At 36.6% G+C, this 24827-nt stretch carries 26 protein-coding genes and 3 pseudogenes; 6 read left to right on the top strand and 23 right to left on the bottom strand.

What is annotated here, in order from left to right:
- Positions 1-53 precede the first annotated feature (53 nt).
- Positions 54-696, top strand: a pseudogene (locus HXT41_RS00535) (relaxase/mobilization nuclease domain-containing protein); the annotation flags it as partial.
- A 141-nt stretch (positions 697-837) separates the two neighbouring features.
- Here the strand turns inward: HXT41_RS00535 and HXT41_RS00530 are convergent.
- The 15 genes from HXT41_RS00530 to HXT41_RS00460 all read right to left on the bottom strand — a co-directional run bounded on the left by HXT41_RS00530 (position 838) and on the right by HXT41_RS00460 (position 14243).
- A complete protein-coding gene (locus HXT41_RS00530) occupies positions 838-2214 on the bottom strand; it encodes an LlaJI family restriction endonuclease (RefSeq protein WP_116994826.1) in 1377 nt (458 codons plus the stop codon).
- A gap of 13 nt (positions 2215-2227) precedes the next feature.
- On the bottom strand, positions 2228-4189 hold the full coding sequence (locus HXT41_RS00525) for an McrB family protein (RefSeq protein ID WP_285089495.1): 1962 nt from the start codon (positions 4187-4189) through the stop codon (positions 2228-2230).
- A complete protein-coding gene (locus tag HXT41_RS00520; RefSeq protein ID WP_116431816.1) occupies positions 4182-5255 on the bottom strand; it encodes a DNA cytosine methyltransferase in 1074 nt (357 codons plus the stop codon). The genes HXT41_RS00525 and HXT41_RS00520 overlap by 8 nt, the downstream gene beginning before the upstream one ends.
- Entirely contained in the window at positions 5256-5975 is a 720-nt protein-coding gene (locus tag HXT41_RS00515) for a DNA-methyltransferase (RefSeq protein WP_116994827.1), read from the bottom strand.
- Between the two features lie 26 nt (positions 5976-6001).
- On the bottom strand, positions 6002-6187 hold the full coding sequence (locus tag HXT41_RS00510; RefSeq protein ID WP_004110921.1) for a helix-turn-helix domain-containing protein: 186 nt from the start codon (positions 6185-6187) through the stop codon (positions 6002-6004).
- A 640-nt stretch (positions 6188-6827) separates the two neighbouring features.
- A complete protein-coding gene (locus HXT41_RS00505) occupies positions 6828-7457 on the bottom strand; it encodes a hypothetical protein (RefSeq protein ID WP_012913997.1) in 630 nt (209 codons plus the stop codon).
- A gap of 19 nt (positions 7458-7476) precedes the next feature.
- The gene (locus HXT41_RS00500) at positions 7477-7968 is read right to left on the bottom strand and encodes a recombinase family protein (protein ID WP_421788713.1); all 492 of its coding nucleotides are present in this window, start codon (positions 7966-7968) and stop codon (positions 7477-7479) included.
- 102 nt (positions 7969-8070) lie between these two features.
- Positions 8071-8346, bottom strand: coding sequence for a type II toxin-antitoxin system RelB/DinJ family antitoxin (locus HXT41_RS00495; RefSeq protein WP_076002752.1), 276 nt, complete (start codon positions 8344-8346; stop codon positions 8071-8073).
- A gap of 12 nt (positions 8347-8358) precedes the next feature.
- The gene (locus tag HXT41_RS00490; RefSeq protein ID WP_116994830.1) at positions 8359-8859 is read right to left on the bottom strand and encodes a GNAT family N-acetyltransferase; all 501 of its coding nucleotides are present in this window, start codon (positions 8857-8859) and stop codon (positions 8359-8361) included.
- 417 nt (positions 8860-9276) lie between these two features.
- Positions 9277-10215, bottom strand: a complete 939-nt coding sequence (locus HXT41_RS00485) for an ABC transporter permease (protein WP_421788711.1) — start codon at positions 10213-10215, stop codon at positions 9277-9279.
- Positions 10212-10991: an ABC transporter gene (locus HXT41_RS00480; RefSeq protein WP_421788709.1), complete on the bottom strand. Its 780-nt coding sequence runs from the start codon at positions 10989-10991 to the stop codon at positions 10212-10214. Before HXT41_RS00480 ends, HXT41_RS00485 begins: the two co-directional genes overlap by 4 nt.
- 10 nt (positions 10992-11001) lie before the next feature.
- Positions 11002-12108 carry an ABC transporter ATP-binding protein gene (locus HXT41_RS00475; protein WP_116994832.1) on the bottom strand — a complete coding sequence of 369 codons (1107 nt, stop codon included), beginning with the start codon at positions 12106-12108 and terminating at the stop codon, positions 11002-11004.
- Positions 12109-12616: 508 nt separating this feature from the next.
- Positions 12617-12775 (bottom strand): hypothetical protein, encoded by a 159-nt coding sequence (locus HXT41_RS00470; protein WP_421788706.1) that lies wholly within the window; start codon positions 12773-12775, stop codon positions 12617-12619.
- Between the two features lie 175 nt (positions 12776-12950).
- On the bottom strand, positions 12951-13523 hold the full coding sequence (locus HXT41_RS00465; protein ID WP_410311175.1) for a hypothetical protein: 573 nt from the start codon (positions 13521-13523) through the stop codon (positions 12951-12953).
- Positions 13524-13946: 423 nt separating this feature from the next.
- Positions 13947-14243 (bottom strand): type II toxin-antitoxin system RelB/DinJ family antitoxin, encoded by a 297-nt coding sequence (locus HXT41_RS00460; RefSeq protein ID WP_116994833.1) that lies wholly within the window; start codon positions 14241-14243, stop codon positions 13947-13949.
- Positions 14244-14442: 199 nt separating this feature from the next.
- On the opposite strand from HXT41_RS00460, the gene HXT41_RS00455 reads away from it, so the two are divergent.
- A complete protein-coding gene (locus tag HXT41_RS00455; RefSeq protein WP_004134772.1) occupies positions 14443-14646 on the top strand; it encodes a helix-turn-helix transcriptional regulator in 204 nt (67 codons plus the stop codon).
- Positions 14643-15044, top strand: coding sequence for a DUF2178 domain-containing protein (locus HXT41_RS00450; protein ID WP_116994834.1), 402 nt, complete (start codon positions 14643-14645; stop codon positions 15042-15044). Before HXT41_RS00455 ends, HXT41_RS00450 begins: the two co-directional genes overlap by 4 nt.
- A gap of 248 nt (positions 15045-15292) precedes the next feature.
- Here the strand turns inward: HXT41_RS00450 and HXT41_RS00445 are convergent.
- Positions 15293-15529: pseudogene (locus tag HXT41_RS00445) on the bottom strand (hypothetical protein); the annotation flags it as partial.
- Positions 15530-15550: 21 nt separating this feature from the next.
- Positions 15551-16537: a helix-turn-helix domain-containing protein gene (locus HXT41_RS00440; RefSeq protein ID WP_116994835.1), complete on the bottom strand. Its 987-nt coding sequence runs from the start codon at positions 16535-16537 to the stop codon at positions 15551-15553.
- Between the two features lie 310 nt (positions 16538-16847).
- On the opposite strand from HXT41_RS00440, the gene HXT41_RS00435 reads away from it, so the two are divergent.
- The gene (locus HXT41_RS00435; protein ID WP_004110957.1) at positions 16848-17102 is read left to right on the top strand and encodes a type II toxin-antitoxin system Phd/YefM family antitoxin; all 255 of its coding nucleotides are present in this window, start codon (positions 16848-16850) and stop codon (positions 17100-17102) included.
- Positions 17103-17838: 736 nt separating this feature from the next.
- Here HXT41_RS00435 and HXT41_RS00430 read toward each other — a convergent pair.
- From HXT41_RS00430 to HXT41_RS00420, 3 genes are all read right to left on the bottom strand, one after another.
- Positions 17839-18471, bottom strand: coding sequence for a helix-turn-helix domain-containing protein (locus HXT41_RS00430; protein WP_116994836.1), 633 nt, complete (start codon positions 18469-18471; stop codon positions 17839-17841).
- 510 nt (positions 18472-18981) lie between these two features.
- The gene (locus HXT41_RS00425) at positions 18982-19467 is read right to left on the bottom strand and encodes an NUDIX hydrolase (RefSeq protein WP_421788703.1); all 486 of its coding nucleotides are present in this window, start codon (positions 19465-19467) and stop codon (positions 18982-18984) included.
- A gap of 292 nt (positions 19468-19759) precedes the next feature.
- Entirely contained in the window at positions 19760-20152 is a 393-nt protein-coding gene (locus tag HXT41_RS00420; protein WP_410309529.1) for a hypothetical protein, read from the bottom strand.
- Positions 20153-20748: 596 nt separating this feature from the next.
- On the opposite strand from HXT41_RS00420, the gene HXT41_RS00415 reads away from it, so the two are divergent.
- Positions 20749-21387, top strand: a complete 639-nt coding sequence (locus HXT41_RS00415; RefSeq protein WP_421788700.1) for an IS3 family transposase — start codon at positions 20749-20751, stop codon at positions 21385-21387.
- A 12-nt stretch (positions 21388-21399) separates the two neighbouring features.
- Positions 21400-21582, top strand: a pseudogene (locus HXT41_RS00410) (IS3 family transposase); the annotation flags it as partial.
- A gap of 606 nt (positions 21583-22188) precedes the next feature.
- On the opposite strand, the gene HXT41_RS00405 reads toward HXT41_RS00410, so the two are convergent.
- The 3 genes from HXT41_RS00405 to HXT41_RS00395 all read right to left on the bottom strand — a co-directional run bounded on the left by HXT41_RS00405 (position 22189) and on the right by HXT41_RS00395 (position 24575).
- Positions 22189-23199 carry an amidase domain-containing protein gene (locus HXT41_RS00405; RefSeq protein WP_048730094.1) on the bottom strand — a complete coding sequence of 337 codons (1011 nt, stop codon included), beginning with the start codon at positions 23197-23199 and terminating at the stop codon, positions 22189-22191.
- 553 nt (positions 23200-23752) lie between these two features.
- Complete coding sequence (locus tag HXT41_RS00400; RefSeq protein WP_421775745.1) at positions 23753-23998, bottom strand: hypothetical protein; 246 nt, start codon at positions 23996-23998, stop codon at positions 23753-23755.
- 13 nt (positions 23999-24011) lie between these two features.
- The gene (locus HXT41_RS00395; protein WP_103014073.1) at positions 24012-24575 is read right to left on the bottom strand and encodes a hypothetical protein; all 564 of its coding nucleotides are present in this window, start codon (positions 24573-24575) and stop codon (positions 24012-24014) included.
- Positions 24576-24827: the final 252 nt, after the last annotated feature.

Below are 24827 nucleotides of genomic sequence, written 5' to 3'. Positions count from 1 at the left end.
TATTCCCTCATAAACGAAGCAATTACCTGCAAATCTTTGCCTTCATAATATTCAACAAGCAACTTTTACTACGCACTCATAAATGCCACGAATCAACTGCCCACACTCAGTTTTTAAGGACACGAAAGACGCGAGAGCAAAAACCGTTTTTGCAAGACATCTCATTCAATCATTTTTACCGGGAGAAACAAGTCCTGAAATGGCTCACCAGATTGGTATAAAGCTGTATAAGAATATACTTAAAGACAAGTACGAATTTGTCTTATCTACTTACGTAGATAAGGGCATATCCACAATCACATCATCTTCAACAATGTAAATATGATAACGGGTAGATGCCACCAGTCTAATAAGAAAAGCTGTCATCAAATCAGGTATCAAAGCGACAAGCTATGCAAAGAAAACAACCTACCTGTCATTGATGAGTTTTACGAAAGTTACAAGAAGAAATATAAGACTAACGGTAAATCTTGGTATGAGAATAAACAGACAAAGCGTGGTACTTCTTGGAAAAGCAGGCTGCAATTTGATATTGACAGAATGGTAAAACAGTTTAAGGATTGGGATGATTTTTTAAAGAAAATGGCTGATCTTGGCTATGAAATTAAGTATAGCAAACACATTGCTTTTAAACCGAAAGATAAGCCGAGATTTACAAGATCTAGAACAATCGGAGAAGATTATACTGAAGAAAGGTAAAAGGAAGCAAAGGCTATGAATATTGGGCAATGATATGTACCCCTTTTCTGGACTGCTAGTGAAAGGAGTACATATCATAAAATAAAGTCTCTGTCTGTAGTACTACAAACAGAGATTCTGCAATAGTATTTTTTATATTTAATCTATATCGTACGTGCCACGGTCTTCGGCAACCATAGAATCAGTAGGCTTACGCGCATAAGATACTGTTTTAGGAAGAGATGATTCCTTTGTAAATTTTATTTCCTTCCTCCACCGAACAGACTCTATAGATTCCGCAAGTGCAGCCTTTTCCTTTATCGGCTTACCTGAATAATGGTACATTAGGTACCTTGTATCAATCACAATTCCTTGGATTCGTTCATAGTATTTTTTGTTGCATCTCCAGTCGCCAATTGCCTCACCAATGTTTCCAACAAAAGACGTCAGACTAAAATAGTTCTTTGCCATATTGTACGGCATGATGAAAGCATTAAATAGAGATTTCGCATCTACATTCTTATTCTTTTCCAAATATTCGCCATATGTAATTTGCTTATTGATTGACGAACCGTTAGGCAGATGGTTAGGAATCCCAGTCAAACCGTATTTATAGTACTTAGCGTCAAGAACGTAATATTTATCGTTATATACCATGATTGTATCCGGAATCAAAGGCTTCTTTTCTTTGTATTTGCCGCAATCAAGCAACCATCTTGAACGAGGAAAATATTTATTTTTGTCCTTCTCTCCAAATGCTCGATCAATTAATTTTTCCCACACATGATCAAAGTCATCTGTACCAAAGTAGAATTGCTTATCTGAAGTCTTCTCATACATATACTCAAGCATGTCATTCATGCTACGAAATAAGGATTTCTTCCTATCGTCATTTGTAGTAGCAAGCTTGTTTTGGACAATTCTTATTGACGTCTTAATATCCGGATGTGACCCTGATTCCTCTGGCATATAGGGAACATACAGCCATCCAAGTCTCTTAAACGCTTCATACACACAGAATCTATTGATCTGCGTTATTTCTTTCGTGTCATTTGGAGTTGAAGATCGAACTTCAAACTGTGTAAACACAAAAGAACTCACACCATTTCTGCTTTGAACAAGAGGCATTTGCTTTCGTGCAGTTCTTGCCCAATCCTGCTTACCAGTTGAAGCAGTAGTATATACTTGCTCTTTCTCAACATAATAGGCGCCACCAATTGAAAAATAATATTCTATAACATTTTTATACGCATTGATAGGGAAGCCTACTAATTGTGGTGCTGTAAACTTATTAATTGCCAATAATCTGTCATCTTTTGTTGTAAATTCAGATAACACTTGTATTAAATGCTTTATGTCTGTTCTAATTTCAGCATCGGTTTTTGGCAACTCATATCCGATTGGAAAATAGACCATAGCATTATCAGAATCAGCTTTGATACCAACAAAACGATCACCATCTTCATTTGTGTTAACATGGCAGTGTTTTTTAATATCAAATTCCTTGATTGACTTTGATGCTGAGTCTAAATCCATATAAATCACCGACTTAATCTTCTTCTACATTAGCAAATGCATCCCTGACATTATCTTTAAACACCTTAAAGCGCTCAGTACCACTGGCATACATAAAAGCATGTATTACTTGTTCAAGACTTTGATATTCATTAACCTCAAAAATAATTTCACGGTTGAATTTAAATGCATCATCCCAAAGATACTTTATTACCTTTTCAGGGAACTTCCTATTTTGTCGCATTGCATCACGAATCACTGCAATTCTGGACTTCTCATCATCGGTAAGAGAGCCACTGGTTTCTTTAACACGAAGAGTGTCATATTCTTTCAGATCTCCCATAGTATCATCGTATTTAAGATCATGAACATGAACAAAGTATGCTCCAAGTCTCTTATCCTCCGCAGAAGTCATCCTTGTACTATTCCCAACAACAATCTTATTGATTTCAACGCAGAAATTTTTCCATGTTATTCCAGTGTCAAGGATTTCTGCATCAGCAAGCGAACTGTCGACACTGGCAAAATCGTTCTCGATAAGACGCATATCCCATCTGCGCTGAAAAGCTGTATCTAACGTGAAAACATTTTGATCTGATGTGTTCATCGTACCTATGATGGAAAGGTTTGAAGGAATACGAACCTTTTCTGTTTTTCTATCCTTGCCGTACATCTCCTCAGCAATATTCATATTTGTAATACCGTACTCACTTGTACCGATGGGATATCCGTTGTCATCAATATCACGAATTTCTACTTTACGGTCAAGCAACTGGAACACTTCTCCGAAGATAGCAGGAGCGTTACCACGATTAATTTCCTCAATAATAAGGATGTATTCCTTGCTCGGATTGTTATATGATTCACGAAGGATATTCGTAAAAGGTCCAGGAGTAAACTTATAACTTACCTGTCCATCATCTGAAACTGCTGGAAGAATCTGTCCAATGAAATCTGAATAAGTGTAGTCAGGATGAAATACAAGTCTTTCTACAACACTTCCAGGTTTGCAATATTCATGCTCAATAGTCCAACTCTTACCAGAACCCGGAACACCATATAGAAGAATATTACGCCCACTTACAACGCGATTATTTTCAAGCGAATCTTGTCTATCGGTCTCTTTATCTATATTTGCATCCTTGAAGCCTATTATTTTTGTGGCTGATAGCTGCAGAAAGGTTTCTACCCTTTTTTGATATTCCTCTAGATTATTAAACTGACCTTTTAATATCTGAACATCTCCATTATGGCCCTCAAGGTATGGGTTTAGTCCATCCGAAAGCAGAGATTTAAGTATTCTTAAAGAACCTTTAGCTTCTTCATCTCCATTTAAGTCTACATTATTTTTAGTTTGCATTAGTTTCTTATACACGTCGTTTTGATTAAAAATAACATCATTAGTACCATCAACTAATTTAAAGATTGCGCCTTCAGATATTGCAGTTAACAAGCGACTCAATCGAGTCTCTATCTGCTTATCATAATTAATATCAACACCAATCCACAAAATCAAAATACGTACATAAGCATCCCAATCATTGTCAATTAGAGTATCGATAATGTCAGCATTGACCGTATAGATTAATTTTTTGGGATACCTTATTCCACCTGTCCTTTCTGCACTAGCAGTTTTATCTTCATCAATAAAGCTGATTTTTGCTAACTTCCAAATTAGCTCAAAGGCTACTATTAGCGATTCCATTTGAGACTTAAATAGTGAATTATTATTTATAGCATCTATTACTGTATCAATGTTAATACCATCTTGTTTACAAATTTGTGCTAGTTTATTTTTAATAGCAGTTTTCAAATTTGGATTAATTACTATTTTGTCTCCACTTTGCACGGAATACTGAAGCTCAGCAGACTTAATAGAGCACTCCCAAAACAAAAGTATTAGCGCGACAGCACTCTTAACATGTGGGAGCGAAGATTTAATACCAAGCTTTAAATCCAATGCATTATAAACGGACATATTATCTGGTCTATTCATCAGTGTTTCCCTCCATAATATCATTTTTAATTACTCTAGCGATTGCTGATGCCAATAGTGGCGGAACAGCATTACCAACTTGTCTCATTTGAGAACTCTTACTACCAATGAATATGAATTCATCTGGGAATGACTGTATCCTGGCCGCTTCTCTTACTGTTATTGCCCGATTTAAAAAAGGATGAGTAAATTTGCCTGAAGAAGGTGTATCAAATCTTGTTGTTATCGTGACGGATATATCATCTTTTTTCATTCTGGTCCACGTACCACTATATATGGATTTAGTTAGATGCTCTTTTGGTAAAACTTCTTTACCGGCATTAGGAGGAATCATTCTCAATCTTTTTAATGAAAGTGGAGAGTGTTTTGTTGCCTTATGATTATACAAAAGGTTAGCATGTCCACGTAATTTTTTTTCATACTCGCTTTGAGGCGCATATCTGTATTCTTGCACCTCATCGCCTTCTCCTGATTCTAAAAATGCCAAGTCGCTAATTGCGTCCCATATAGTTACTTTCTCATTCAGCGAGGATGGTAAAGACGGAGCAACCCCATTCATTTTGCCAATAATAACTGCTCTTTTTCTATTTTGTGGTACTCCAAAATCCGCGGCATTAAGTACTCCATGCTGCAAAAAGTACCCCATAGCATTAAATAGCGTCTCAATTTCATTAAAAAAATAACCTTTTTCAGCAGTAAGCAGGTTTGGGACATTCTCCATTACAAAATACTTAGGTTTTACAAGCTCAACTACCTTTACATAATATTCAAATAAAAAATTTCTTTTATCGTAGATTGTTTTCCGCTGACCTTTTTGCGAAAAGCCTTGGCAAGGTGGCCCTCCTATAATGACGTCAATCTTATTTTTATATGTTCCAAAAACAGCATCCAAATCAAGAGAGGTAATATCACCAACGACCATTTTTGTTGTTTTATGATTTTTCATATAAGCGTTTGCAATGGATTCATCATACTCATTAGCTAAAAGAACACTGAATCCTTCTTCTTCAAAGCCTAACGATAATCCTCCTACGCCTGAAAATAAATCTATTACCGTTGGTTGCATTTATTTGCCCTCTATCCTAGATTTAGCAATGTTGTAGTATTCCGAGTTTAATTCTATACCTATAAAATTGCGACCAGCTCGTTTTGAAACAACTCCCGTTGTTCCAGAGCCCATAAATGGATCTAGAATATTATCACCAGGGTTGGAAAGTATTTCTACAAAGTGCTGCATCAAACTTTCTGGCTTTTGCGTTGGATGTTTTCCATATTTTCTTTCGCTATTCGGAGTGACGGATGTTTCTATAAAATCATGAAACATAGCTCCACCATTGTTAAATGTTCCAGTCTTTGTTTTATAAGTGAAATACACCCATGCTTCTGTAGAATTTACAAAATGTAAATTCATATTTCTGGGCATAGGGTTAGTTTTATGCCAAATCCCTGTTGTCTTATAGTAAAATCCGTATTTCTCAGCTAACTTTATAATCGTTTCAACTTTTATAATAGCCATAAACACAATCATAGAGCCACCCCTTTTCATGACTCTAGAAGATAGTTCAAAAAAAGACTCCATGGATTTCTCCCATTCCTCAAAACCCATGTCATCCCAACCTGCGGCACCAAAAAAATTATCTCTCATCTTTTTTAGATTAGTATCTCTAGTTTTCATAAAACTACCAAGATTATATGGCGGATCCGTAACAATTAAATCTATTGATTTTGCCCTAAGATTATCCATAGCAACAATACAGTCATCGTTGTAAAGTTCTATTTTAGACAATATGAATCACTCTCCTAACTTAACAGCTACTCTGCACTTTCTCCACTGGCAATCCATTTATCTAATTCCGAGCGTTTAAATTTCCAAAGTTTTCCTATTTTATATACTGGCATATCTGGTTTTTTTCTTATCCAGGTTCTCAGAGTGACAGTTTTTATCCCCAAGTATTCTGCCGCTTCATCAATGCTGATATAGCTTTCTTCATTTTTCATCTGTGTTATACCGCCTCTAAATTTTCATCACTACAGACCCAACTACCATTATATCTGCTTTTTATAAAAGGTCAATGTATTTGGTTGTATTTGGATATATTTCATTATATTTGTATATATTACTAGATATTTTACATTATAAGAAATTGCCTATCTTTGACGCTGTAGCCTGTGAGCAAGTCGTGTGTACTTTTTACCGTTACCATCCTGTGCACTCGACCCTAGAGCATTGATATCTTCCCTCAAACAGCCAAACTGCACTCAAAAAGCACGCCGAGCCAGCTTACAGCCGCCACTCATTAAACCTTTTAACGATAGACCCTGTAAACCCCTGCTACACAAAGACAAAATTTGCTCAGTTAATCAGCTCTTGACATCAAAACAACAGTCTCCACGTGAGATTATTAGGCTATTTTGAAAAATTAAATATCTCTGCAAAACCCATTTGATTTTATAAAAACTATAAGATTTCTGTTGTTTCGAGCATATAAGTTTTGATTAGACTAATGTATATATTATATAAACTATTAATCTTTTTTAGAGATTTATCGCTCGAAATATTTGTCCAGCATCATCTGCAATTTTTTAATTTGCATAGAGTTGCAACTTTACAATAACAGTATACTTATTTTCATTAAACCTAATTTATTTTATCTGCAGCTGGATCAACTTCACAGAAATGATCTGGGTTTCGCTTACATTGCAAAGCAGGCACTTTTTTTGTAACCTCACGTTTTGTTTTTCCATTAGGATATGTTGTATCTCTCCATTCTACAGCCTTATTGAAATATTTCATTGTGCCACCACATATAGGGCATTTTTCAATATGAATTTTTTCTATCGTAAGTTTTCTTCCAAGACCACTAATTGCATAATTAAAGAATAACGGATGCCTAGTTTCTCTTTTAGTAATATCTCTTAACCATACAATAATTGCCAAAAGTATAATTATTACTATAGCTAAGATTCCCCAATATATAATATTATTGTTTGCATTTATTTGAATACTTTTATTGGTAAATAAATTAATTAAAGGTTCAAATAGTTTATAAAACGGGAAAATTCCTATCAGGGAAATAAAGATTCCCATCCATGATAGAATTGCCATTGTTATAGGGCTTCTCCAAACAGGTTCAGGCGTATATGTCGCAGTTTTTCCCGATGAATTCCCATTAAAATCTGTATTGTTTCCGGAAACAATATTAGTGGGTCCATTAAAAACATTCCCTGAAACGGTGTTAATATTTGATTTAGAAAATTTATCTTTCATATACATTCTCCTATGATCTTCATCTTTTCGAACTATATTTCTTAGACTTGCGTTTGACCGTTCCGTCCTCTCCAACTTCCACATTACTACGAACCGCCATCTCAAGCTCAACGGCTTCAAACTTCTCTTTAGAAATAATGCCTGCATTCAGCATGCCATGCTTATCTTTCTTATAATCATAACAAGCCCTGCTATAAAGACCCGACGTGCCATCTTCTGCTCTACGTCTTAATCCCCAAACAATATTCTCGCTACGCCAATCATTTTCAGCCTGACAGCACGCTTGAACCACACTGATTAAAAGTTCATCATCGACAGTTTCCGTATCAATTTTATCTGTCTCAAAGATAATCCTTGTACCACATGATCGAATCTTTCTAATAGCCTCTAAGCCTTCTTTCGTATCACGACCAAAACGACTCACACTTTTAGTAAGAATAATATCAAGATTACCTTTCTCACACTCATCAATCATTCGATTAAATTCAGATCTTGATGAACCAACCTTCACAGGGTGGGTGCACTTTTTAACGATAGAAGCGAGCAATCACAAAAAGGTTTAATTTTCTAAAACCAATCTCACATCACGACTGCCAATCAGCATTCAAGCTCTTCAAAAAACATCATCTATCAGATAGCTATCACCACGAACCGCCTGATCATATCCTTTAACCATCAACGCATTAAACGTTTTCTCATCCATAGCATCTTGTGCTGTAAGAGACTTTGGAATAGTAAGCGAAAACAGAATACCATTATTAAGAATGATTTGACGATAAAACATGTCAATAGCCATAGCTCTAGGGACTCCAATCGTTTCCAAAATTCGATCTGCCTGCTGCTTAATATTTTCTTGTATTCTCACATTCACATTCGCTGTTTTTAATATTTTTCCTATATATTATATCCAATACCTTCTTGTCGTAACATTTCCTCTTGATAAGCTATTTTTCACTTTGTTTTCTAAAATTCCACCATTATTTTCTATAACTCGTATGGAGCCAATATTGTCATCATCGCATGTAATCAAAACCTTATGCAGATTCAAAGTCTCTTTACAATATGTAAGTGCCATAGAAAGCATTTTTGTTCCATAGCCCTTCATACATTCAGATTGTCTAATCTCGTACCCTATGTGACCACCATAGTTAATTAAAAAAGAATTTAATTCATGCCTAATATTAATTTCACCAATAAATTTTTCATTATCTATCAGCCAAAACGTAGTAGCTCTAACATAATTTTCAGGCAAATTTATACCATGCTCATAGTTATAAGAACTCTCTATAATTGTCTCAGGGTGTATAAAACGTCTTTCTGCATTCGGCCTAAAAATTTCATCTTCTTCATTTGCTTCTATATAACCTTGGATATATTTACTATCTGGTCTAATTAATTTCATAAGTTCTCCTTATTCTTAATATGTGATTCTAATAAGAATACAATTCTATTAAAATTAGAGTCCATAATAGTCTGTTTAGCTTTAATAGTATTACTATTTAAAAAAACCACACATACAAGCTTTATTAAAGAAAAATTTTTTTATTTTTCCAATAAGTGCAGGCTTTTCGCATCCATAAAATTTTTCTTTTCCATAAAGCACAGCTTCTACTAGAAAAATAATGTATGATACAGCCAAATATACAAACAAAAAATGGGTGCACTTTTTAACGATAAAAAATATCGCAAAAAGGTTTAAGATTTGCTTAATAGCTTACTGAACAATCTTACGCAATAATCAACATGCCACTAGCATTACACCCACTCTACATACGCGAATTTAATATTTATATAATTAACTAAATCCCATATTTATCAGCTAAAACCCTATAGTTGTTAAAGTACCTTTACGCTGTTGAACCGCCACACCAACATTCCATATGATTACACCAACAATTGCCCACAACGCACCAACAACAAGAATCACAAGTAGCGATACGCCAACATTTACAGAACCATCAACTATACTACGAGATGCTTGAGTAACATGAGTTACTGGAATCACATATAACACGTATTGCATCATCTTAGGAAATACGCTAATTGGAGCAATCACACCACAAACAATAGGAAGTATTGCACTAAGCGCGTTAGAAATAGTATAAACATCATTCATCATCATGCTTATAGCAGCTATAGCAATACCAAATCCCGTAGAAGCAACAGGAACAATAAGGAACAACAGCATCAACGCACTCATATTAATCACAAAGAAAGCACTCGGGCTTACTACAAGCATTGTTATAAACAAAGTCACAGCATCACTCACTAAAGAAATAGTCACGAGCGCAATAATACGACCGAACCATAATGGTAATGCAACTTTCGCGCTTGTAAGCACGAATGGTGTTGTACCTTCAAAACGATCCCATGCTAGCGCCTCTGACACCGTCATACTTGTGGAAATAGAACACGCGCCCATAACAGCAGCAATAGTTGAAGCAATCAAACTATGATTAAAACCAGCGCTAGTCGCATAACTAGCTGCTCCATTGAATCCTCCGCTTACAGCTCCAGCTAGAAAAACGTATAAGAACGTGGATAAAAGAGGCTCAATAATCATACGAATAACAGCAGTATTCCAACTATTTAAGCTAGGTATACTCTGTATACTCACTCTTGCACCAGTTCGTATACTAGATAACACGCTCATGTGACCATACTGTGAATATTGATTATATTGATGCAATTCAGCGTACTTATTATTTTGAATAATTTTATTTCGCATAGTTTCAACCTGATTATTATTTCGTATCATATTATGTTCAAACTTCCATTAAGCGTTGCAAGTCGAATAGCATGACGTAACATAAAACCTGCAATAACAAGCAAAACGCTGGATAATACAACGCATAACACAATTGCTAACACAGTAGTAGCATTAAACGATTGCGCATGAACCACCCACACTGCAGACGTAAGCGGATGAATAAACGCAATAATGCGAGCAGGCAATGGCATTGATTCTACAGGTATCACTATTCCGCAAAGCATCCATACAGGAATTAAAATCAAACCTTCATAAACTGTAGTTTTACGGCATAATACAAAAATTCCAGATAATAATGCAGCAGAAGCTACGCAAGCAAGCATAGAAAGTAAGTATCCAACTAACTGCGTGAATGTTATCATAAAGAACCCATGGCAGAAAACAGTAACGGTAATAATCGCAAGCGGCATACCAATGCACCCAAGTAAAGCTGCGGATCCTACAATAGGAAGAAACACTGCAGAAGGTGAGATAACACTTAAAGTTAAATATTGTAATGTTCCTAAATAACGCTGGTATCCAATAATTCCAACAGCAGTAGTTGTAGCAGACCATAATCCAGCTATAGAAGAATCAACCCAAATATTATTAAGGAAGTTGGTACAATCATGAGAAAAACCATAGTAGGCAACAATTTTCATCAACGCAAAACATACTGGAGCAAGTATCGCATTTTGCAAGAAAAACGTTGTTTTTGCTAAGCTTTTAAGCTGAAACCACATGCCACGAATCACAGAAGCGTATGAACGAGTAGAAGTATTCATATTAAGCCTCCTACTTATTCAATGAAGGTGAAGAAGACGAAGAAGACGGCGTAGCAGCAGAAGAAGTAGAAGTATTTGATGCAGAAATATTATCATTTTGCACAATAGCAAGATACGTTTCTTCCAAACTTGCAGCGCGATCACCTAAACGTGTAATCCCATCAACAGGAATTTTAATATTTCGTTCTTGAGATAATGCTTTGCTCCACGCGATAGTAATATTTAACACTCCATGCGATTCAAAAACATCACACCACAACACTCCATCAAGTTTTTGCAATTCTTCCTTAACACTAGGAGTTCCGCTTGATGCTTCACATTCATACGCGTACATTGTTACATGATCAATATGCTGCAAAGAAGCCAACTGCTGAACACTTCCCTGAGCAATAATATTACCGTGATTTATTACAGCAACAGTATCAGCTAATTTTTCAGCCTCACTCATCTCATGCGTAGTTAACAAAATCGCTATTCCTTGATCTCGTAAAGCATGAATAATTTCACGTACTTTCCTAGCATTTTCAGGATCCAAACCAGTGGTAGGCTCATCTAAAAGCATAAGATCCGTTCTAGCAACCAGCGATCGAGCAATATGCAACCGCTGCCACATTCCCCTTGAAAAAGTTTGAACAGCATCATGAGCTTTATCAAGTAAATCAACTTGCTCAAGAGCATCGTGAATACGCTTTCCTTGCTCCCTATATGGAACAGCAGAAAGATCCGCAAAATAACGAAGATTATCTAATGCACTTAACTTTTGATAAAATCCTCGCTCACCTCCAAGAAGTAACGACACATGCTTACGCGCTTCTCGAGGATTACTCACAGCATCAATATTGGCAATACGAACACTACCACCATCAGGAGCTAACAACGTGCCAACAATTTTTACGGTAGTTGTTTTACCTGCACCATTAGGGCCAAGCAAGCAAAATATTTCACCAGAATGGATATCAAAAGATACGTTATGTAAAACTTGGCGAGTTGTCTTCTTACGACCTAATCCACGAGAATAAGATCTTGTTATATTATCAATACGCAATATTAAGTTGCTAGCTGACTGCTTATTATTGTTATCGCGACTATCAGTTGCGTTTTCTATATTATTATTCATTATTATTACTTCGTTCTTACGTGTTATTAAAGCTTAATTTTTACTGTTATTAAACCTTAATTCTTACTGTTATTGAATAAATTTCAACAATGAAAATCAGTTAGATAAAAAGATAACGCTTGCTTACAAGAACGATAAGAATGCGCAAAAACATGCAAAAAACGTGCAAAAACTACAGAAAACCAACGCACATGTGCAAACATAATGACAAAACACCATGTGCAATGCGTGTTTAATACTGCTAAAGAATATGTATCTTAAGCTGTTTTATGTGCTTTTATATGCCTTTCAAACCGTTCTTAAGACTAGCGATCATTTGGGCAGTCATAGCGCAACACCTCATAAACTTAAATGTGCTTTACGTGGAAAATTATATATGTTTTGGTGAATTTAATCAAATAATTATACGTATTGAGCAATGCTGAGCATAAAACATGAAAAAGACACGCAGCAAAAGAATTGCTGCACGCACTAAATATTTTGCCTTTATGAATTGATGACATGTATTTCACGCACACCGCACTTTCCAATCATCCTCACTAACACAAGCAAGCGCATCCGTTACAGATTGCAAATCTTCACCCTCGTAATATTCAACAAGCAACTTCTTAAACTCAGGAACCTTAGTTTCTGGAATAACCAGCAAGTATTTACCGTGAGGAATCAAATAATGTAGGGAACTTTTTTACAATTATTTAACCGATTTGTTCCCCAAAACATAAACAACTAAATTAATAATCACTCGACAGCAAAATAGTCTTAATGCTCATTGCAGAATGGAAGTTAATATTGGGAATATTGTAGGAGTGTAAACATCCAAGACAATTGTAAACAGAGAGTTGTTAATTTTTTTGTTTAATAATTTTATCGGTAAATGCCTTTAAAAATTCTCTAGAATTACTCCAGCCTGCGCCATTGTTTAATCCCGAGAAATCAAAACCAGATATTTCATCTAACGCTTTACTACAAACCCATTCATACATTCCAGCCTCTTTGCTTTTATATATTATTAGGAACAATGGTTTCATTGCTTTTTTACCCAACGACACAACACTCTTGTATTGCTTAGAATATACTACATCGTTATACCACCCTGTCAGCCGATAGTATTTATCTTTGACCCCCTTTTCACCAATCTCGTCGCATAGATTTTGTAACTGTTTAGCAACATACGTGAGAACCTTTTCATCTATGTTTTTTATGAGCAAAGTTTCATCAACACCATTTTTACTTACCTCTTTCCAGTCAACATCTTCATTATTTTCTGAGTGTCTTTCATTCCTTGCAGACTTTTGATTTTCTGTTTTTACTTCTCTATTATTATCACTAAAATTATTCTGACTCTTACAACCTGAAATAAGTGACATAAGGCAAACTACCATAGTCAAAAAAGCATAATGCTTGATATTCTTCATTTATGCCTCCTCTACAACTTAATCTTTACCTAATTGCAGCTACGATTCTCATGTTCAATCTTCACTTTGTTCTTCACCATCATCTGCCAAATATTTATTCATCTCGGAGTACAAATCATCTTTGAGTTTAATAAAACTGACGGGATGTAAATTATGGACAAAGAATGCAGATATACAGCCTACAAAATAACTATAGCTAAAAATCATCCGATAATCTACAGGATTTTATTTCCATACATAAACAAATGTGTGGCAAAATGAGTACACGCTTTAACGATAGAAGCGAGATATTGCAAAAGGTTTAATTGCCATTTATAACTTTCTCAATATCTCTTTTCCCATAAAGCACACGAGAAACCACAACTTCATACTTTTCTTCAAAAACAAAATAAAAAATAAGAAAATTATCACACGACACGAACCCTATGCCTTATGCAAGGACTCAAAAACCTTATCCGCAGACTTCACATCACCAGATAAAACTGACTTATAACCCTTTTCCAACTCATCATTCAACTCACCTTGAGTCATAGAACTCACATCACGCGGCTCTCTATAACCCAATTTCACATCAAAAGGAAGCCCCTGCTGTAAAACAACCTGCTTATAAAACATGGTAATAGCACTCGAAGGAGGAAGACCCAAAGAATTCAATATATGCTCTGCCTGCTCTTTTAACTCTGGATCAATACGAGTATACAAGTTAGCTGTTTTCGCCATATAATCACCCCTTGTTTCTTACAATGATTATATGACATTGCATTGGCATTGCATTAACATCAGCATTAGCAAAGCAAAACTCACGGCAGGTGCTCCACCACATCTTTATTAAATCCAACGGAAAGCAAACTTGACATTTACTCTCGAAATAATTATCTTATATGTAAAGCTAGCTTTCCATTAGGATGGAGAATGTAATGTGAAAAATAGACTTGAACAAATTAGAAAAGAAAAAGGCATAACACAAGAAGAACTTGCAGATGCACTTGAAGTATCAAGACAGACAGTCGGTTCTTTGGAAAATGGAAGATACAATCCATCAATCATATTGGCATACAAAATTGCCAAGTACTTTGATTTAACAATCGAAGAAATATTTATCTACGAGGAAGATAAAAAATGAAAAAACAAAAAACACAGAATTTTTGGTACATAGGTTATGTAATAGGAATTTGCGGACTAATTCTTGCGCTGACTCTTAAACTGAACAAATCCGTAGGAATTGTACTGTCAGTTGTTTTTGTTGCAATTATCTCACTTTCACACGTAAAAATCATGCACTATAAGATGATAGAAAAAGACCACAACTACAAAATAAATGTAAACGATGAAAGAAATGAGAAAATCAAAGATAAAGTAAATGCAACAATGGCATTCATACTGATGCACCTAATGGGAATAATTGCCATAATTGCATTTATCACGAAAGCATATTTGCCAGCTGCTCTTTTAGCTATTTCGATCGCCTTTTCTCCATTAATCATGTTTTTTATCAACAAATATTATGAGAAAAAATATTAAAACCAGACATAACCCGCTCATTTACTACTTATTACAAGGCTGACCAACCTTCATAAATTCCTTATCCCCAATACGAAACTTTTTTATTCTCAAAGTTGCATCAGGCGAAGCAAATGAAAATGACCTTTACACTTGGATTAAAAAACCACCAAGCCTAATACTCCAACATTCCTAAGCATTTTTAGAATATGCCAAACTATATCTCGTGCGACTAGTCACAGTGACAGACATAAAACACCGCAACAGTATTACTTCACTACAGCTTTCCCATTCAAGCAATGCACAGCATAGTGAGCACATCCATCTGTTTTGCGCCCAAGATTATTACAACTAAGATTGACCTTATTCTTATCAGAAACCTCGCTAATACCATTTTCACAAACTACTTCAAGACATGCACCCTTGGTAATTTCTCCCTCTAAAACACTCGTACCATTTAACGTATCCACCATGCAAGAAGCAACAGCCTTAACATTATTCGCCACAAAATCGGCTCCGAAAGTCACTTATTTCTTTCCGAGCCTCCACGCTTTGAGCACTACTTCTATTACTCCGTAAGTCAATGCGGCCAACGGCCAAACAATCCAACTTTTTCCCCAATCGGACGTGATGAAACTGTAGGCTAAATAAATGCAGATAATTATAAGCCAGTAAGCTTGGAGAAATAAGCTAATCTTTGCAGGATAGACAGTTTTTTTCTTCGGTTGCAGCAAACGGCAATAGGACGAGCGGATAATATTCGCCTGTACGAATAAATAGACAGCTGCTGCCACCAGGGCAATAGCGATAACTACAAAAAAGCCGGATGAAAGTTGATAAAATTTCGGTGCTATATCCGAAATTATAAGAAAAATAAAGGCAACCATACATAAAACGACACCGCTGACCGTCCGCAGCACATACGACGGCATGAACCGTTCCAAGCGTTCTTTGAGCACACTGTCAACGCCGTAAGCCGTTCCAAAGTCCTCTTTTTCCAAATATTGATAACGCTTTCCGTGGAAACTCTGAATAATAAAAATAGCTACAGCTACGGTAATAATCGCAACACTGAATGCTAAGCCCATAGTTTTACCGACTTGTGCATTTACTGTGTGAGAAAGCAAAAGATCACTGCCGACCAACGGTATTGCCGCCAGAATACAAAGAAGAACGCCTAGAGCAACATAGGCGGCAAATGATATTCTGTGAGCAATATAAGCGGAGGCTTCTTCCAGCTCAATTACCCGCATGCGAACGCCGGCTTCTTCCTGGCAGGCATTTTCACCTGCGTTGACGTTCTTCCCCATAACATCAATTTCATCTTTTACCAGAAGATCTGTACTAACACCAAACAAACGGCTCAATGCAATTATCCGTTCCATATCCGGGATACTTTGTGCGCCTTCCCATTTGGAAACAGCTTGGCGACTGACGCCCAATTTGTCCGCCAATTCTTCCTGCGACCAACCGTTTTGTTTACGCAGTTCCAATATTTTATCTGCTAAAATCATAAAAACATCTCCATTTCAAACTAGAATTCATCATGATTATGGTGAAATTATAGCTGAAACAGCAGTTGCGTAGTAGCAAGTGCGATTGACAATTACCGTTAAAAGCGCAATTTCTGCCGACAAATGAGCGCAACCGACCACCAATTCGTTTTCTCTCATGTTTGCACCGCACTTTCCAATCATCTTCACTGATGCCGCCAAACATTGGAATAATATCTCGCCAAACGTCGGAATAAAAGTTCGATAGCGCGCTAACTATTGTAATCTTGATAATATTATGATACTTTTTTGATAAAAGGAGGTTGATACTATGATCAATATTCGCCCAGTTTCCGATTTAAGAAATAAATTCCCAGAAGTAGAAGAAACAGTTATAAATTCAAATACACCAGTATTCCTTACAAAAAACGGTTATGGAACTATGGTTCTCATGAGCATCAAACAATACTCTGCTCTCACTGACGACATCGAAAGAAAACTCGACGAAGCAGATACTTTTGCCGCAAATACTTCTACGCGTCTTTCTAAAGACGACGTCTTTGATAGTGTAAGGAGAAGGGATTAATCAACACGAGAACACCCTTACTACAGGATTAATGTACGCAACTTTTCTATTTTTTACGTTGTCATCGACGACACTATGGAAGTGCGAAGACTTCTATACTCAAAACGAAATATTGACGCACTACTGGAATAACTATTCCTAATAACAATCATTATTATGCTAACGGTTATTAAAAAAGCTATCGTTAAAGGTTTAAAATTGACTTTATAGCCTGATTTCAGGCATGATATCCATTCTATTAACACCATGCCCATGCAATACTAGATTGTTGGCCGGGAGCCTTGGTGTTCTATGGAAATACACAGGGTTCCCATAGATAGCTACACAACTTTTTACCTCTTAGATGAAGATAAATGTAGCGTGACGATTGTTCGTATCTTTTATACAGGCAGAAACATTGAAAATATTATCAACAACAAATAATGGAAATTCGACAATATGTGACATATCTTTCTAAAAGCCCAATGTAACGTTTTATATAGTCAAAATCATGACTTGGCGCCAATGAACTTTTTTGACGCACAGGTCAAATAATTTCAGTAGACTAGCCAGATGCAAAGAATATGCATTTTTATATGTGTGCAAAAATCGAATTTCATTTCTTATGATCAACTGTCATGTAAAACACTAAAAGCATGTACAAAACCCGGAAACTAAAAATCAGAAGAATGCGGAAATCAAAACTGAAAAACACATTCTTCTGACCAATTCCCAACCAACTACCGGTTCCCGGTTCTTACTTATCACGCAACTTACCAACTTGCGTAAATTCCTTATCCCCAACACACATCTTCTTATCAGTGAACTTTACTCGCATCATTCTGCTAATAATATACTCATCCGTTATCAGCACAAAAAATTGCTTTTCTTTTTTATTCACCAAGTAATACTGTTCACTGCCAATACTCTCTACCGCTTTACCGAATGCAAACGTATCAAACAAAGGAATATCACCGAACAAAGTAGTAATACACCCGATAAAATTATCCATAAACTTTTCAGACGAATTTGGAATAAACTTCGTCACCGTGAGCATAATAATTTCAGCGTCTGCATATTCATCACGAATAATTTGTTCCTTCATCTTGATTTTCTTACGAACACTCAATTTTTCATTAAGACCATACTTCGCTAAATCAATAGGCTTCTTAATGATTGACAAATCAATAGCATTGTCTTTATCCAACAAATAGTCGACAGTAACACCCAGCGCATCCGCAATCACCTTCAAATTTGCAACATCCGGCAGACCGCGACCACCTTCCCACTTCGCTACCGCAGCACGCGAAACCATAATCATTTCAGCAAGTTCTTCCTGAGTTAAACCCGCTTCCACGCGCGCATTTCTGATTTTTTCTCCCAACAACATCGTATAACTCCTTTCATTGGCTATGAGCTTTCGTTCTTAACGATTATTTGTTTTGCTCGTAATGCAATTAATAACCGCACTGCGTAATTACATGCTAACGAGCAACATATGAATAGAAAAGGAACTAACTAGAACACAAGCGTTACGAATCGTAACATGGCATTTTCTTAGCACACGCGCACATAATTATGTGAAAATAGCTGTTTCAAAAGAAATTTATACAAAACTAACAGAGAATGTACAAAATCCAAGGTGCACGAGCCATACAACACAACGCGCCGAAGACCGATATCCACCTCATTGCTCTGCTCTCATTCATGCCAATCCCCAACAACAAACGTACGGAATAAGGCAACAGAAACATAAGTTTGTTGTCAAGAGCATGCTGAGATATATAACACAGAAAGCAACAGTTTCAGAGTATAAAAGGAAAAGTTTCATTGCATACAAGAGTTAAGAAACTAGAACTAATGTTTATGTAACGATCTCTTGCCATAATAGCGGGATTCATTAATATCTTTCATCTGAAATTATATGCTCTATTCCACTATGCTCCGATTTAAGATATTCTTTCATAAATGTCGGGTAAGCCTTGCACTTATCAAGCTCATCTATAGGTAACCAATGCATTGTCTCTTTAGCACCTGACTCTGTAGTACTATGGCTCGTAAAATCTCTTTTGCCCAGGGACTTCATCAAGTAGTAGAGTGTAAGCTCATGGAAGTCTACTCCATCTAAGCCGGAGCTGCCGATAAATAAGTTCTCGTGTACGACAGCAAGGTGATCGACCTCGTAATTAAGACCTGTCTCTTCAAATACTTCTCTCTTCACGGCCTCTTCTGATGTCTCGCCCATGTGAACCGCTCCGCCAACTGAGTAGTAATAGTCGTCCTCATCATTTCCTGCAAATAGCACACAACCTTCTTCTACTATGATGGCTGCTGCTCTATACCTAAATGCTTTTTTATCGTTAATAAATCCGCAATTATCCTCCATAGTTTACTCCTTTATTTTTTATCTAATGACTGTGACTTATGGTTCAAATGAAAACAAGTTCCCAATCTGAATTGAAAATCCAAGTGATTGATACATTTGTATATCACACTGTGCACAAGCAACAATCATTGAACTTATTGCACTCGACCCTAGAGCGTTGATATCTTCCCTCATACAGCAAAATCGCACTCAAAAACCGCGAGAACCCAGCTTAAAGCCGCTTCGCATTAAACCTTTTAACGATAGCCCTCGCTAAGCCCTGCTACACAAGGGCAAACTTGCACCCACCTAATCAGCTTTTGACATCAATACGACACTCTCGACGTGCATCAAAGTCAAGTGAAAGATTATAGTTACGTGGAAAATGCTCTTCAGCAGCATACTCCACATCATCTTTATTCGGCTCATAACCATGCTTAAGATTAAAATGCTGGATATATTCTTCTTTCCAAGCTTCAATCTCAGCTTTTTCTTCAACAGTTCTAGTAGGACGCAGGTTCTTATTGTTGTAGTAAACCTCACTGTCATCCATTGAGTGAAGCATCTTAATATCAGCTTCAGTGACACCATTTTCGCCCGGCTTAATCTCGATAGTTTCTTCACTATAACTACCATCTTCATTACGAACACAACTTGTATACTTATACGTTGCTCGATCATTGCTATTAGTTTTGCGAGTCCTCATGCTCACCCTTCCCGCCTGCAGCGGTAGGGTGAAGACACATACAAAAAAGAGCCGATACTTTATGAAGTACCGACTCTAATACCTGAAAAACAGCCATAGTAGAATAGAGGTACTTCATAGGAGTCATGAAAAAACCATGAGGATCCTATTGACGTATCTCATCGCCCTATAGCTAATCAGGCTTTAACTGTTTACTAGTAGTGTCTTATTGATTAATCATTAACCACAATCTTGTTAATTGTTCCAAAAATTCTTATAACATTTACCCGCTCTTTCTTAAAACCCGTATCATGAGTGTAAAAAAGAGTGGAATAATCTCGTTTTTATAACAGTTTGACATGTAAAAACCACACTTGCCTTGAAAGCTACGTGCTTTGAGGTTTAAGCGTTAACAATGTTTTCACCCCCCTTCTCGTTAAACAACACTCGTTTTAGAAAACAAAACGAGCATTAGCCACGCTCTAATAGAGTCCCAACCGTGGCCAATAAAGTCCAACTGTATTTAATACAATCCCAACAAATCTAATATAATCCCAACCGTATTAATATCAGAAATCCTCACTCCGCAAAAAGTGTTATAAGCCTAACTACTTTTAGTGTTACCGTTAGAGCTTCTGATTAAAACACTTCAGATAAAGCGTTCAAGTTATTACTATGCTAAAAATGCTCTTCAAAAACCTGACAAATACGCACATATACGAGGTTGCATACACAAGATTGCAGAAGAAAACTTCTTTACTTATGACTCTCCTAGAATATGGTTAGTGTTGAGAACTAAAGGTATTAAAGTATCTGAAAAAGTAGTAAGACGGCTCATGAAAGAAGAGTTAATTGAGATTAGATATGCCAGGCGTAAAAGACGCTATTCAAGTTACATAGGAGAAATTACTCCCGCATGCAGTAACATCGTTAATAATAATTTTCATGCAAATTCACCTAATAAGATTTGGCTTACAGACATTACTGAGTTTTCAGCAAAAGAGTCAAAACTCTATTTAAGCCCTATGATTGACTGTTTTGATGGTAAAGTGGTCTCTTACGCTCTTTCAAACCACCCATATCAGTGTCTTGAAGATGAAATGTTAGAAGGGTCTTTATCTACCCTCGACACTACAGAATGTAAAAGCTTAGCTATTCATACCGATAGAGGAAATCACTATAGAGGTGGCGGGTGGATTGAGAGATTAGAAGGTCTTGGTATTACACGCTCCATGTCAAGAAAAGGAAACAGTTGAGATAATGCTGCCTGTGAAGGCTTTTTTGGACGAATGAAAACAGAAATGTATTATCCACTTAACTGGGATAGTACAGAAGAATTACGTAAAGCTATTCATACTTACATTGATTTTTACAACAACCACAGAATTAAAACAGGTCTTAATGGAAAGACAATTACGGAACATCGTGCTATAGTTGCACAAAATGTCTAAAAACTGTCCTAAGCCCCTTTTGGCCTATAGCTCATGAGACGCAATAGCACTCGCAGTGATGAGAATATATAAAAATCTAGGCGAATAGCACAAAGGTTATTCGCCTAGAATCTGGCAGGTATATAGCAATCGGTACTACATTCCCTTATGAGAAAAACTAGTCATCGAATGCGCAAGAATATACCTAACTGTAGATTTTTCATATGGTTTTACTGTCACTTTATTTTGCGTTGTTCCCAGAATGCTAGGAATGTCACCACAGCACCGGACAAGATTGTAGCAACGGTGTTAATCTGCGTTCCAGGGCTCCAAGCATAGCTAACAACAGGCAATTTCAGCACACTGCATGCTATATAATCGCCAAATAGAATAATCAACAATGTAATTATAATCACTGTCACATCCACGATAGCTATAACTTTTCTGCGGTACAAACAAGTAGTTGTTATTGCAACCAATAACTGAATCAACGCACCAACAACCCCGCACGCCATGAGAGCGTAGAATGGAGCGTACAGAGCAGAGGTGTTCAACCAGAAGCGATAAACTAGTATTCCTAGGCCTGCTAGCACAGCTATTAGGGGTATTAGCTGTAGCCTATTACCTTTAGCGGCGGACACGATAGTACGTTCCTCTGCCATTTGAATCTGGCCATCCGCCATTCCATTTAAGGTAGTTGTTGGTATGTTGTGCAATCCGCAACTTTCTACCGCTCTTGGTGTGGACGAAGCCCACATGATCTACAGTCCCATCACTTGTGAAGTCTACAGCAATGAAATCTCCACTACGCACATTAGACACGAAACTATCCCAGTGCTTTGTGCTATAACCAGACCCCATGTAGTTTTTGAAAACATTGGCATTCACCCATGATGTAGAGCGATCTCCCTTCGATTTCCACCACCATCCTTTATTTTGATCATTATAGGTATCCATTGGTACACCACCGGCGTGTAGGATCTGCGAAGCAAAATTAGTGCAGTCAACAGGGGCACCATACCATTTCTTTTCCTCACCATATTTGCCATTAATCCCTGTTGCCCACTTCTCGGCATAAGCGCGAGCCTTACTAAGGTCGATACCGGAATTTCGCAAAGCATAAACTGGTCTATCATTCCCATTTTTAGGCTTGGTTGGAATCCACATTTTTGCGAGAGCAATACCATCGTCTTTAGAAAGCTCACCTTCGGAAATCTTAAGATTGAACGCATCTAACTGTTCGATAATTTGTGAGTTCTCTTTAGGGTTTTCATAAACATCAAGAAATTGAACCAATGGTTGTAAATCTGGACGGCCATCCAAAACTTCAGTAATAATAATCTGTTTGTACATAGATGCTGTGTCGACGGTTAGTTCTGGTAGAGAATATTTGGTTTGAGCAGCTCTGAGGTCACTCGCGTAGAGAGCAACATATTTAGCCTTGGCAGCATCGCCATTGACATAGGTATCTAATAAATATAAAGTCTTCCCTTGGAACTTAACAGTATTAGTTGCAGTTTCTTGATTGGCAAGAAAGTCTTCACTGTGAGGCGGGGATGCGGATGCCATTGATGGAAATATTCCAATTGTAAACAATAGGCAAAATGCACACATTTTTACTGTGGATTTGTGTTTCATAATATTACTCCTTTGAATTAATTACAACAACACAATTATATATTATACACAAACTTCTTTGAATGTCAAAATGTCACAGTATTAGTAGATCATTGCTGCTTTAGACGCTTTGCTCGGTTGGTTAATTGCCGCATCTGATGGTGCGGTTCAACGCAATGATGGCAGCGACAAGGCGAAGCCAACACAAGCTTGGTTGGCTTTCTTCAATACCTACTCGTTCGTCCAGTCATCTTCTGATGATGCTTCGTAGCACGTGAGATGATTCAAGGGATGATTAGATGAGTGCATTTTAAGCTTTGTATAGAATAGTTTTTATTTCAAAAAATATATAAAACCAATCTAGTGATTTTTGAAAATAAAATTAGGAATATTAAATTTATTGCATTAAAACTAAAAAGAAGGTCTATAGGCCGAAAAGGGGCTTATGATAATTTCTTAAGTATTTTATGCAGTAATAGCACGATTATCTTTTAAGCCCCTTTTGTTTTCAATGTCAAGTAATACTAAATGTTAAGCTTTTTTAGCTTAACTACAGCAAGTTTTCCTTGGTATTTCAACGAAAACTCGGGTTTTTAGACACACTTTTTTGCCGCTTACCCTCAAAAATAGTTCCTTCATTAGGCAACGACATCGTTGTCATCAAAGCAAGCATAAACATAAGCGGACCGAGCGCATTTCCATACGTTTTGAACATCACACCAAAATCATGGCCGAATACCACCATCGACAAGTAAAGGAACATAAAATTCACAGCTGTAAACATAACCAACTTCAGCACGAACATAAGAACCTTGTACATAAGAATATCCTCCTCACTTACTCCACGGAGTCGCACACCAAATAGCAGAAGCTGCTAAACTTGCAGCTAGGGCCACAGCTCCACCTCTAAATGCGGCTGGACCAACTGCCTTTAAAATATACATAGCAGCTTGCTTCCAAAGCTGATTTTCAAGTAACTTTGTTAAAGCACCATGAAATATTCCAATAAGGCTGCTTAGACCAGTAGTTTCAAGTACACATTTAGCATAATCCTTCGAACGCACTGCATGATTATCATTAGACGAAATCTTATCAACAGATGCATTTGCATTGAGCTTATGAATTAAATTCTCAAGCACTTCTTTCGGAACATGAGAAAACTCCCCTGCTTGTGTTATAGTCCATTTTTTATTAATTTTATTAAACTTGAGATACCTTGAAAAAATAATTTCAAGACGCTTAGCATAATTATCTATATTCGCATCACTGACATTACTTTCTACAACACTTGGTCCATTATCCACTATCTCACTAGCTTGAGCAGTTGATACCAGAGAAATACAGGTTGATAATGCTGCAACAACTACAGCAATAGACTTAAAAATATGACATTTCATAGAAATTCTCCTTTGTAATTACAATATATAAAAGACCTATCATTAGGTTTAGTACTCATCTTATTCCATAATTTTTTGCCATACAATTGTTGTTGTTATTTTTGATAATATATAAAATGTATAAGGTGTTCTCAGTTTTACTTGTAACAAATAGGAATAGGGTTATCCCCCCCCCAAATACTAAATTATGCAAATAGACTACAATTAGAATACTCAAAATCACAACTACATCCCTAGTCTGTAGCGTAGCTC

This window comes from Gardnerella sp. DNF01189, assembly GCF_049244195.1.
Classification (GTDB): domain Bacteria; phylum Actinomycetota; class Actinomycetes; order Actinomycetales; family Bifidobacteriaceae; genus Bifidobacterium; species Bifidobacterium swidsinskii.
Note: the sequence above shows the minus strand (reverse complement) of the source record. Positions and strands in the feature narration are given on the sequence as shown.